The sequence below is a fragment of the Pseudomonas sp. ME-P-057 genome (genome assembly GCF_030208975.1).
Classification (GTDB): Bacteria; Pseudomonadota; Gammaproteobacteria; order Pseudomonadales; family Pseudomonadaceae; genus Aquipseudomonas; species Aquipseudomonas lutea.
Map to the genome: position 1 here is coordinate 35,438 of NZ_JARVSX010000004.1, position 11,535 is coordinate 46,972.

The window sequence follows — 11,535 nt, forward strand, 5'->3', positions numbered from 1 at the left end:
AAAAGCTGACGAGCGTAGGGCGGTGTTGAGGTGTAGGCTCTGCGGCTGGTTTGTTTATCGGGTGTGATTCATGGCTTCAGTATTTTCCGGCCGTCAGCGGCATGCCATACGACTGGCGCTGCGCCTGATTGCGCCGTACCGCAAGCAGGCGTTCGGGGCGCTGCTGGCGCTGGTGGTCACGGCGGCGATCACGCTGTCGATGGGCCAAGGCATCCGGTTGATGGTCGATCAGGGTTTCATGACCCGTTCCCCCGCGTTGCTCAACGAAACCATCGGCCTGTTCATGGGGCTGGTGGTCGCGCTGGCGGTGGGCACCTTCGCGCGCTTTTATCTGGTGTCGTGGATTGGGGAGCGCGTAGTGGCCGATTTGCGCAAGCAGGTCTTCGATCACCTGGTCAGCTTGCACCCCGGGTTCTACGAGAACAATCGGAGCTCGGAGATCCAGTCGCGCCTGACCGCTGACACCACGTTGCTGCAGTCGGTGATCGGCTCTTCGCTGTCAATGTTCCTGCGCAACGCCTTGATGGTCATTGGCGGGATCATCCTGCTGTTTTTCACCAATCCCAAGCTCACCAGCATTGTGGTCGTGGCACTGCCGTTGGTGATTGCGCCGATCTTGATCTTCGGGCGGCGAGTGCGCAGCCTGTCGCGGGAAAGCCAGGACCGGGTCGCGGACGTCGGCAGTTACGTGTCTGAAGCATTGGGGCAGATCAAGACCGTTCAGGCCTACAACCATCAGGCGCAGGATCGCCAGCGTTTTGCCCGGACGGCCGAGGATGCGTTCGACACTGCACGCAAGCGCATTTTGCAGCGCTCATGGCTGATTACGCTGGTGATCGTGCTGGTACTCGGCGCCGTGGGTGTCATGCTCTGGGTCGGAGGCATGGACGTCATCGCCGGGCGGATTTCGGGCGGCGAGCTGGCCGCTTTCGTGTTCTACAGCCTGATTGTCGGCAGCGCATTCGGCACACTCAGCGAAGTGATCGGCGAGATGCAGCGCGCGGCGGGCGCGGCCGAGCGCATCACCGAACTGCTACAGGCACGCAGCGAAATCGCCGCGCCCGCCAGCGACCTGCTGACACTCCCCGCGCGCATCAGCGGCCGCCTGGTCCTTGAAAACCTCACGTTTGCCTACCCCTCGCGCGCAGAGCGCAACGCCGTCGATGGATTGAATCTAAGCATTCAAGCGGGTGAGACGCTGGCGCTGGTCGGGCCTTCAGGTGCGGGCAAATCGACCCTGTTCGATCTGCTGCTGCGTTTCTACGACCCGCAGCAGGGGCAGGTGCTCATCGAAGGGGTGCCTATCGAACGCCTTGATCCGCTGGACCTGCGCCGCTGCTTCGCCTGGGTGTCGCAAACCCCGGCGCTTTTTTTCGGCACGGTGGAGGACAACATTCGCTACGGCAACCCGGCCGCAAGCGTGGAGCAAGTGCAGGCGGCGGCACGCATCGCGCACGCCCACGAGTTCATCGAGCTTCTGCCGCAGGGTTATCAGACCCACCTGGGTGATGGCGGCATGGGCTTGTCTGGGGGACAGCGACAGCGCCTGGCCATCGCACGGGCCTTGTTGGCCGACGCACCGATTCTATTGCTGGACGAAGCCACCAGCGCCCTAGACGCGCAGAGCGAGCATCTGATTCAGCAGGCGTTGCCGACATTGATGAAGGGCCGCACCACTCTGGTCATCGCCCACCGGCTGGCGACGGTACAGAACGCCGACCGCATCGCGGTGATGGATCAAGGCAAGCTGGTGGCGGTGGGCACGCATCGGGAATTGATCGCCAGCAATCCGCTTTACGCGCGGCTGGCGGCGTTGCAATTCAATGCGGGGAATGAAGAGGTCGGCTGAGCGCCGACCCGAGGGGCTGAATCAACCCTTGCGGTATTCGCAAAGGTAAGCGGTTTCGACGGTGGCTTCGACATCAAACTTGATGTTCGCCGGGATATCGAACTGCTGGGCTGCATCGTAGGTTGCCCAGTTATCGCTGTCCGGCAGCAAAACTTTCAGTTGCCCGGAGATGACGTGCATGATTTCACGGTCGGCGGTACTGAAATTGTATTTTCCGGGAGCCATCACGCCGATGGTCGCGTCGCCTTCTGCTTGCTTGAAGGCAATGGATTTCACGGTGCCGTCGAAATACTCGTTGACCTTGAACATGGCTGATCTCCTTGGGAAGGGATGGGAAAAGGCCGGACAGTATGCCGAACGTGTAAAAGGCCGTCATCCGCTTTGATAAATGCGTCACGCCTCAGCCGGGAATCACCAACGGTAACAATCGTGCGGTATTGCGCGCATCCGACAGCGCCCGGTGTTGCTGCCCGTTGAAATGCATGCCCGCGAGCTGCAGCGCGGCGTTCAGCCCGCAGGGTTTTTGCAGATGGCGCGCCTTGGCGAAGCGTTGTTTCAGGTTGATGTGGGGGAGGGTGGCCAGCTCGCTGGCGAGGTGATGCTGTTGCCATTCCTGTTGTAACTGCTGACGGTCGTAATCGCCCCAGCTGGTCCAGGCCACCAGCTTGGCGCGGTACTGAGCGATCCAGCGCTCGAACTGTGGCCAGACCGCAGGCAGTGTCGATGCGCTGTCGATCAAGTGCTGCTGAATGTGGGTCAATTCCCTGCAGAAGGAGGTCAACAATGGTCGGCGCACGGGCCGCACGAACCGTTCAAAGTGGTCGATTTCTCGCCCGTCCTGATTGACCAGCGATGCGCCGATTTCGATTATTTCCATCTCTGCTACCGGCCAACCGCCCTCTTCGGTGGTGGCCTCCAGGTCTATCACCAGCCAGTAGGACATCTTCAACTCCTGTTTTAAGCCCGCAGCTCCGCAATCGAGCGTAGTGACATCACGGCCATCACGTCCAGCGACCGGCGCAGATAATCCATGATTGGGACTCACGTTGCCGAGGAAGGTTTGCCTGGACAGGCATCATTTATGCCGACTGACTGACCTATGGCCGGGACGGCGCTTGCCTGGTCACTGCGCCTCGGCATAAATTGCATCCGCAGTCGGTGCTCATATCGTCCTCATATAAAGCGAAGCGCGGTCGATAACGCAAAGGACAAGGACAGTTTCAGCGCTTTTGGCGGGATCGGCTTCAGCCGCAAACAGGCCGCAAGGGAAAGGGGCAGCAGCTCGCAAGGAGGGCGGAAGGGGGAAGACGAGGGTTTAGCCCCTGTTTGACCGTTGTCTAATTGATCGCGAACGCATAGCTTACGTACTCCGTTTCGCCTGAGGTGCCTTGTCTTGATGTCCACGCCGATGCGGATGGCTTTTAACACGTTGTTGTTCACGACCACGACCCTGTGGGCCTGGCAGGCCGGTGCGGCGCAAGTCGTGCGCATTGGCGCGGCGCATTTCCCGCCCTATACGATTCGTCCCGAGCGCGGCGAGGACACCGGTCTGCTCCCGCAGATGGTCAGCGCGCTCAACGCCATGCAGCATGACTACCGCTTCGAGATGGTGCCGACGTCTATTCCGCGCCGGTTCCGCGATTTCCAGGAGTCGCGCTTTGACATGGCTATCTTTGAGAACCCCGAATGGGGCTGGAAGGGCATTCCCCACGAGGACGTCGACATGGGGCTTGAAGACGCCGAAGTCTTCGTCGCCCACCGCGCGCAAGGGCGTACGCAAACCTATTTTGATGAATTGCATGGCAAGCGTCTGGCGTTGTTCAGCGGCTATCACTACGCGTTTGCGCGGTTTGATGCCGACCCCAAGTTTCTCGCTGACAATTACAACGCTACACTTACGTACTCCCACGACAGCAACTTGCTAATGGTGCTGCGCGACCGCGCCGACGTTGCGCTGGTGACGCGCTCTTACCTGAGCACGTTCATGTCCAGCAACCCCGAGGACGCCGACCAGTTTCTGGTCTCGGACCGCGTCGATCAGGTGTATAGGCACTACGCATTGCTGCGCCCGGACGCGCCCATCAGCAGCGAACGCTTCAGCGAACTGCTCAGACAACTTCGCGAGAACGGGGAAATGTTTAAAATCTTTCAGCCATTCCGCATCGCGGTCACCCCTCAAGCCACCCATCACGCGGTGGCGCTGGGCGAAGGCGCCGACACGGACTGAGGCGACAGGTACTGATCGATTCAAATCATTTGAAGAAGGGGGATTGGGAAGGACGGCTTACTGCGGGAGCGCTGGAGCGCACCCCCACAGCATCGTTTAGCGGTCTCGTGCTTCCTTTGCATCCATTTCGGCGTTGCGCTCGTGAACACGCTTGAGCTGTTCATCGGTCAGGGGGAGTTTCTTCGCTGAATCCTTGAGCATCAGCAGGCCGCCGACGATCGAGCCGATTGCAACGATCAGAATTAACCAGGCATACCAGGGCATAGTGCTCTCCTTGTTGTGATAGGGGTTGGAGCAGCGGCGCCGTCCAGTGGTTCAATTGTAGAAGATGCTCGACGCACGGCGCGGTTCGGGCAGGCATTTAGCAATTGCCGGGTCCCGCGCTGCGGGATGTTCGGCTACAATGCGCGCCGATTTCGACTTGCCAGAGAACCCGCTCATGTCCGCCTGCCAGACCCCCATCATCGTCGCCCTGGATTTCCCCACCCGCGAAGCCGCGTTGAGTCTGGCGGATCAACTGGACCCCAAACTGTGCCGGGTCAAGGTGGGGAAAGAACTGTTCACCAGTTGCGCATCGGACATCGTGGAAACCCTCAACAGCAAGGGCTTCGAGGTATTCCTGGATCTCAAATTCCATGACATTCCCAACACCACGGCAATGGCGGTCAAGGCTGCCGCCGAGATGGGCGTGTGGATGGTCAACGTGCATTGCTCGGGCGGTCTGCGCATGATGGCGGCCTGCCGTGAGGTGCTGGACCAGCGCACCGGGCCCAAGCCACTGCTGATAGGCGTGACGGTGCTGACCAGCATGGAGCGTGAGGACTTGGCGGGAATCGGTCTGGACATCGAGCCACAGGAGCAGGTGCTGCGCCTGGCGTCACTGGCCGAGAAGGCCGGTATGGACGGTCTGGTGTGTTCCGCCCTGGAAGCCCAGGCGCTGAAGGCGGCGCATCCGTCGCTGCAACTGGTGACTCCCGGTATTCGTCCGGCCGGCAGCGCCGTGGACGACCAGCGGCGCATTCTGACACCGCGTCAGGCGCTGGACGCCGGTTCGGATTATCTGGTGATCGGCCGTCCCATCAGTCAGGCGGCAGATCCGGCAAAGGCCCTGGCTGCGGTAGTGGCTGAGCTGGCGTAAAACCCGCCATTCCAGCTGAACACGTTCTGCGGGAGCGACCGGAGCGGCACTCCCGCAGCCTGCACGCCTTGATGAGTCGCGGTGCGGTCTGGGGCTCAATAACCGTTGCGCTTGAGGATCGAATCCATGCTCTCCTTCGATGGGCGACCGTAGAACTTCAACAACTCCGACGCCCGATTGGTGAAGAACCCGTCCACTCCACGCTCGCTGATGGACTTGAAATCCACCGCCTCATCGACGGTATACGGGTGAATGATCATGCCGCGGTCGTGGGCCATCTTGTTCATCCATGGCTGCACCAGGTCCATGTAGCTCTGGTCACCGCCATTTTTCAACGCTGAAGACGGCCCCGTACCCACCGCGCCATGAGCTTTGGCCCAATCCATCCAGGCGGCAAACTCTTCTTTGGATTTCACCTGCTGGCTCGCATAAAAGCTGGCTTTGTCCTTTGCGCCCGAGTCCTTGAAGGTCTTGTCCGAGGCTGCTGCGATGGAGCCGTCGCCGAGCCAGAGGAGCAGGACTTTCGGTGTGTCCGGCATGCTTTTCTGAAGCAACTCCAGACTCGGCTTCTCGAATGTCTGCAGCATGACGCGGCCAGGCATGTGGGCAACGTTCACGTAACCTTTTTCGGCAGCGGGTCGCTGGGTCAGCCAGCCGCGCTGCTGCAGCTTGTTCTTCAGGTCTTCTTCGATGCCGGGAAATTGCGACGGCACCTTGGTTTCGATGTACAAACCGGGCTTGTTCTTGCCGCCTTCGGCGATATCCATCACCTCGTCGAGGGTCAGAATTTTCAGCCCGGCGTAACTGGCGCGTGCGCGGTCCGGGTGTGCCTTGTTGAACCATGAGCCGGCGTCCAGGCGCTTGATTTCCTCCAGCGTGAATGTGTTCAGCGGGTCCTTGGCCCGTTGCGGGTAGACCTCGGCGATGTTGGTGGTGCGCTCCAGCGTGTTGTCATGCAGCGCGATCAGCACGCCATCTTTGGTGCGCTGAATGTCCATCTCCAGGTAGTCGGCACCGAGTTCGCGCGCCAGCGTGTAGGCAGGTACGGTCTCCTCCGGCGCATCGAATGACGCACCGCGGTGGGCAATCACCGCTGGCCAGGGCACGCCGATCTTGGCAGCCAGGGCTCGCCCCGGTTCCTTATCCATGTCAGTGGCGGCCAAGGCTATGGAGGATGACAACAGCACACCGGCGATCGCGGCGCCGCTCAACGTTCTGGATAGTCCTTTCAACATGGTTCTGACGTTCCTTATGGGCGTGTTCGTTCAAGGCGCAGACGTCGCCGCGCCGCGTGGCACATTGTTTTGTCGGAGTGAAACCGGCTCTCGCCTGACGCAGACCTTAAACAGCAATGCCCATGATCGGCAACCGGGATTGTTGTTGTGAGGGCATTGCTGTTGGTCTGGATGGCAATGGAGCGCTGCCAGTTTCCGGGATTTTGATGACATTGAGGTGCCAGCGGACGCTAGGTGCGGGGACTACGTTTCGGCAATTTTTTTGCGTGGTCGGCCGCCTTTCGCCCCGTTAGCCTTCGACGCGGTGGCTTTTGCCGCACTGATACGCCGCCCGTTTCGCGCAGCGACGAGGCTACCAGCAATGGCCATCAGCGACTCGCTGGCCGAAATCATCCCCGAAATCGACATATGCATATCGCGATGTTCAAGGCAGATAGCTTTCCCGCCGAAGCCCAATTCGATTTGACCGAGCTCTATGACCGAGAGCTCGCGCAACTCGGGGTAATTAGCGACAGGGAGAAGGAGGGCCGTCTGGTCCGAAAAGCCGATGGCCAAGGCGTTCAGCTCGCTCAGAAAACGCAGCGTTGTCGGTTGAATGTTCGGCGCATTTCGTTTGCGGCCCTGATCAATGGCCTGATCCAGGATCCGCTGGGTAACGGGCTGATCCTCGTGTTTCCGCGCTTTGATCGTCTTCATAACTCAATCTCCAGTGGCTCGATGTGCCCGGCGAGGTACAGCTGCGTTTTATAGGCGTAAGCGTCATACGTACCGTTGACAATCTTCAATGTCTGAGGCTGATCAAGGAGAGAAGAGACGACTTCATCGGACCGCAAGCTCCACCCCATATTTTCCAGGCAGACCGTGCTTCGGCTTCGCCACCAGCAGTCCCTTGCCTTGCGCAGATTGTCCCGGCGGTTGATCACTCGACGTAGCTCTTCGAGCACACGGAAGCACGGCTCGTTTTTTGAAGGAGTGACGTCCCAGAGCTTTACGCCGTTATGCCAGAAACTGAATAAGAACCGCGCGTCCCACCTGCTGGTACCCACGTGGACATGAGGTGGACAGTGTTCATCCCTGGTAAAAACCGCGATAACAAATCCTTTATGACTGCACACCCTCATCTTTAACCCATCCGTTAGGTTTTAAGTCTACGCGTCGATGACGTGTTTTGCGAAGATCCCGATGACGCCTATTCGTCCAACACGATTAACGGGCCCTCTGGAGCCAGCAGAGTTGAACGTGGATCAGCGTTCTGAGCCAGAACTCAACAGCCACAAAACTTGACCGAGGTGGCAGAGCTGGTGCATTCGCTCAGGGCTACCCTCTTTTTAGGCCGGCAACCCTGCCCAACCGCTCTAACTCGCGCTACTGTCAGCACCACGTATTTTGCCGACGGGAAGAATGATGAAAACGGTGCTGGTGCTGGTTGAGAACGTGAACATGTATCTGCCGATTCTGGAGAGCAGCGGGTTTCGCCTGATTCTGGCGCCGACACCGGCGATGCGCGCGCAGGCGGTGGCCGACGGCGGCGACACGATTGATGCGGTACTGACGCGTGGGCCGCTGGGTTTTACAGCCGAGGAAATGGCCGCGCTGCCGAAGCTGGGCATCATTTGCGTAATCGGCGCGGGCTATGAGCGTGTTGATCTGGAAGCTGCCGAAGCGCGCGGCATCGTGGTGACGAACGGAGCGGGGGTCAACGCCCCGACGGTGGCCGATCACGCGATGGCGTTGCTGCTGGCCGCGATCCGGGACATTCCTCAGGCCGACGCGTCGGTGCGCCGCAGCGAATGGCGCAAGGTCACGCGACCCTCGCTGGCCGGCAAGCGCCTTGGCATTCTGGGGCTTGGTGCCGTCGGCATGGCCATCGCCAAACGTGCGACGGGGTTCGACATGTTGATCAACTACCACAGCCGCTCGCCGCGCCCCGACGTGGATTTCAACTATTGCCCTACGCCGCTGGCGCTGGCCGAAGCGTCGGACTTTCTGGTGGTGGCGACGCCGGGCGGTGGCTCGACGCGGCACCTGATCGACAAGGCGGCGATTGACGCGTTAGGGCCTGAAGGCTTCATCGTCAACATCGCGAGGGCCAGTGTCGTGGATACCGATGCCTTGATCGACGCGCTCCAGCAGGGCCGTATTGCCGGCGCGGCGCTGGATGTATTCGACGACGAGCCGCATGTGCCTGATGCACTCAAAACGCTGAATAATGTGGTCCTGACGCCGCACCTGGCCGGGCTGTCCCCTGAAGCGTCGCGCGACACGGTGCAAAGGGTAGCCGACAACCTGCTGGCGTTTTATGCAGGTCAACCGGTGCTCACACCTGTCTTTAGCGGGTAATCCTCTTGGGCGTCTCATGGGTCACCTGCCGTCGCCAAAACCTCAACAATAAAAAAGGAAACGCGCATGTCTTCATCCTCTGAAACAAAAGTGGCGCTGGTCACCGGTGCTGGCAGCGGTATCGGCCGCGCGGTGGCGCTGCAACTGCTGGCCGACGGCTTTGCCGTGGTGCTCGCCGGACGTCGGCCGGAGCCGTTGCAGGCGCTGGTGGAGCAGGCACACGCCTCTGGCCGGCAGGCGCTGGCGGTACCAACGGATGTGCGCGACCCGGCGAGTGTCGACGCGCTGTTCGCTGCCATCGAAAAGACCTTCGGTCGGCTGGACGTTTCTTTCAACAACGCCGGCATTGGCGCGCCTGCGGTGCCCATGGACGAGCTGTCTGTCGAACAGTGGAAAAACGTTGTCGATACCAACGTCACCGGGATGTTTTTGTGCGTGCGCGGTGCATTCGGGCTGATGCGACGTCAGGTGCCCCAGGGCGGCCGGATTATCAACAACGGTTCGATTTCGGCGCACACCCCGCGCCTGTTCAGCTCGCCCTACACGTCGAGCAAGCATGCCGTACTGGGGCTCACCAAAAGCACGGCGCTGGACGGCAGGCAATTCAATATTGCCTGTGGCCAGGTCGATATCGGCAATGCCCTGACGGAAATGACCGACCGCATGACCAAAGGGGTGTTGCAGCCCGGCGGTGATCTCGCCGTGGAACCGACCATGAACGTGCAGCACGTGGCCGATGCCGTGAGTTACATGGCCGGGCTGCCGCTGTCAGCCAACGTGCTGAACATGACGGTGATGGCCAGCGGTATGCCATTCGTGGGGCGTGGCTAAGGGCTCTTCGCAGGTTTTTGCGTTGTTTCGTCCAAAACCTGATGGGTTCTGTCCAAGTTCATGGGCCGCCAGGTTGCGACACTCATCCCATGCCCAAGCCCCTCCAAACAAGGAAAAGCCATGAGTGAATTCGTCATTGCCCCCGTTGCCACACCGTCCCTGGCGGTCGCCGGAACGTCGAGCCGTTTTCCGATTCGTCGGGTGTTTTGCGTAGGCCGCAACTACTCCGATCATGCCCGGGAAATGGGTCACGATCCCGATCGCGAGCCGCCATTCTTTTTCATGAAGCCTGCCGACGCGGTGGTGCCGGCAGAGGGCCAGATCGCTTACCCGCCGCTCACCGAGGACCTGCACCACGAGATCGAGCTGGTAGTCGCCATCGGCAAGGGCGGGGTCAACATCAACCCCCAGGATGCGTTGACTCACGTGTGGGGCTACGGCGTCGGTCTGGACCTTACGCGCCGTGACTTGCAGGCCCAGGCCAAGAAAATGGGCCGGCCCTGGGAATGGGCGAAAGCCTTTGATGCCTCCGCGCCCGCGACGCCGCTGCACCCGGTCAGCCAGATCGGCCATCCAGAGGCCGGTGCGATCTGGCTGGACGTCAATGGGGAAAGTCGCCAGCGCGGTGATCTTGCGGATCAGATCTGGGCTGTGAGGGACGTGATCGCCTACCTGTCGCAATCGGTGGGCATCAAGGCCGGTGACCTGATCTACACCGGCACGCCGGCCGGGGTCGGGGCGCTGCAGCGCGGCGATGTGGTCACCGCCGGGATCGAAGGCGTTGCCGAGCTGAGGGTCACGATCGGCTGATCAAACGAGCTGTTCAATCGCTTGGTGCGGCCGCTGCCGTTGACCTAACATGTGGCGGTCCGAACCGGCGATTCAGGTAGTTGAGCAATGGCCCATCCATCCCGCATCCAGACCTATGGCATGCAGCAGCGCAGCGACCGCATGGATTTTTACATCCGTGACCAGTCGGGCCGGCCCGCGCTGACGGCGCCTCACCGTCATGAGTATTTCCAGATCCAGATCAACCTTGGCGGCGACACCGTGCAGCACATCGGCGGCGCGATCAGACCGTTTCCGCGCAACACTCTAGCGTTCATCCTGCCCCACCGCTTGCACGTCATCCCCCATCCGGACGATGGCAACTTTGTGTTGATCAACTTTTCTCAGGAATTTCTTTTTCAACATTTGAACTGTGATCCGATGGATCTGGAAGACGTGCCGGTGGCCGACGCGCCGGAGCTGGCGCCGTTCAGGTTTCAGGAGCACCTGGACTTCACCCTGGATGACGTCGAATTCGGCCGGGTCACCGCGCTGCTGGGACAGATGCGCGATGTGGACCGTGCAAGGCAACTGGGTTCACCGGCGGTATTGCGCGGCTGTCTGCTGCAATTGATCGGCGCGGTGTGCAACCGCTATGAAGCGCAATTGCTCGCCCTGGCGGCGAACAAGGCCGAACGGCGGGGACGGCGTGATGCGATGAGTCGGGTCACCGATTACATCCGCGAACACATTGCCGACCCGCAAATGACCCTCACCGATGCCGCTGCGGCGGCGTTTCTGTCACCCAACTACCTGACCCACCTGCTGCGCAAGGAAACCGGCAACACCTTTTCAGAAATGGTCCTGGAGCGGCGCATGCGCCTGGCGCGCACGCACTTGATGAACAGCAACAAGCCACTGAGCCACATTGCCCAGATCTGCGGCTTCGCCGACGAAGCTTATTTTTCACGTCGCTTCCGCAAAGCCCACGGCATGCCGCCGGGGCAGTTTCGTCGAGAGCGGCGCAGCAGCTGAGCAAGCCCGGCTCGCAGCCTCGATTTTGCGCCGGACGGGGGGTTAGTTGTGCGCTACATCTGTAGGAGATCCCCCGTCGTCCAGACGCCGCGCTGTCGCGCAGCAAACGGGG

12 protein-coding genes are annotated in these 11,535 nt (G+C 60.7%); 7 read left to right on the forward strand and 5 right to left on the reverse strand.

The genetic code is table 11. From position 1 onward, the window contains the following. Positions 1-70: 70 nt before the first annotated feature. On the forward strand, positions 71-1,849 hold the full coding sequence (locus QRN48_RS02090; protein ID WP_285348634.1) for an ABC transporter transmembrane domain-containing protein: 1,779 nt from the start codon (positions 71-73) through the stop codon (positions 1,847-1,849). Between the two features lie 21 nt (positions 1,850-1,870). Here QRN48_RS02090 and ppnP read toward each other — a convergent pair whose 3' ends face one another. Continuing rightward, positions 1,871-2,158, reverse strand: a complete 288-nt coding sequence (gene ppnP, locus QRN48_RS02095; RefSeq protein WP_037013445.1) for a pyrimidine/purine nucleoside phosphorylase — start codon at positions 2,156-2,158, stop codon at positions 1,871-1,873. 91 nt (positions 2,159-2,249) lie between these two features. Further along, positions 2,250-2,792, reverse strand: coding sequence for a 3'-5' exonuclease (locus QRN48_RS02100; RefSeq protein WP_191945698.1), 543 nt, complete (start codon positions 2,790-2,792; stop codon positions 2,250-2,252). A 453-nt stretch (positions 2,793-3,245) separates the two neighbouring features. On the opposite strand from QRN48_RS02100, the gene QRN48_RS02105 reads away from it, so the two are divergent. Next, positions 3,246-4,076: a substrate-binding periplasmic protein gene (locus tag QRN48_RS02105; RefSeq protein ID WP_285348635.1), complete on the forward strand. Its 831-nt coding sequence runs from the start codon at positions 3,246-3,248 to the stop codon at positions 4,074-4,076. 96 nt (positions 4,077-4,172) lie between these two features. Here QRN48_RS02105 and QRN48_RS02110 read toward each other — a convergent pair whose 3' ends face one another. Then, positions 4,173-4,340 carry a DUF2897 family protein gene (locus QRN48_RS02110; protein WP_285348636.1) on the reverse strand — a complete coding sequence of 56 codons (168 nt, stop codon included), beginning with the start codon at positions 4,338-4,340 and terminating at the stop codon, positions 4,173-4,175. A 175-nt stretch (positions 4,341-4,515) separates the two neighbouring features. Here QRN48_RS02110 and pyrF point away from each other — a divergent pair, with 175 nt between their 5' ends. After that, entirely contained in the window at positions 4,516-5,214 is a 699-nt protein-coding gene (gene pyrF, locus QRN48_RS02115; protein WP_191945785.1) for an orotidine-5'-phosphate decarboxylase, read from the forward strand. Between the two features lie 95 nt (positions 5,215-5,309). On the opposite strand, the gene QRN48_RS02120 is transcribed toward pyrF, so the two are convergent. Both QRN48_RS02120 and QRN48_RS02125 read right to left on the reverse strand, forming a co-directional pair. Further along, the gene (locus tag QRN48_RS02120; protein WP_191945696.1) at positions 5,310-6,449 is read right to left on the reverse strand and encodes a glycerophosphodiester phosphodiesterase; all 1,140 of its coding nucleotides are present in this window, start codon (positions 6,447-6,449) and stop codon (positions 5,310-5,312) included. Between the two features lie 243 nt (positions 6,450-6,692). Beyond that, positions 6,693-7,145 carry a DUF2442 domain-containing protein gene (locus QRN48_RS02125; protein ID WP_037013435.1) on the reverse strand — a complete coding sequence of 151 codons (453 nt, stop codon included), beginning with the start codon at positions 7,143-7,145 and terminating at the stop codon, positions 6,693-6,695. Positions 7,146-7,853: 708 nt separating this feature from the next. Here QRN48_RS02125 and QRN48_RS02130 point away from each other — a divergent pair. The 4 genes from QRN48_RS02130 (at position 7,854) to QRN48_RS02145 (ending at position 11,423) form a co-directional block, all read left to right on the forward strand. Further along, on the forward strand, positions 7,854-8,789 hold the full coding sequence (locus QRN48_RS02130; protein WP_191945695.1) for a 2-hydroxyacid dehydrogenase: 936 nt from the start codon (positions 7,854-7,856) through the stop codon (positions 8,787-8,789). Positions 8,790-8,855: 66 nt separating this feature from the next. Then, on the forward strand, positions 8,856-9,620 hold the full coding sequence (locus QRN48_RS02135) for an SDR family oxidoreductase (RefSeq protein WP_191945694.1): 765 nt from the start codon (positions 8,856-8,858) through the stop codon (positions 9,618-9,620). A 120-nt stretch (positions 9,621-9,740) separates the two neighbouring features. Next, positions 9,741-10,430, forward strand: coding sequence for a fumarylacetoacetate hydrolase family protein (locus tag QRN48_RS02140; protein WP_037013426.1), 690 nt, complete (start codon positions 9,741-9,743; stop codon positions 10,428-10,430). 87 nt (positions 10,431-10,517) lie between these two features. Further along, positions 10,518-11,423 carry a helix-turn-helix transcriptional regulator gene (locus QRN48_RS02145; protein ID WP_285348638.1) on the forward strand — a complete coding sequence of 302 codons (906 nt, stop codon included), beginning with the start codon at positions 10,518-10,520 and terminating at the stop codon, positions 11,421-11,423. Positions 11,424-11,535: the final 112 nt, after the last annotated feature.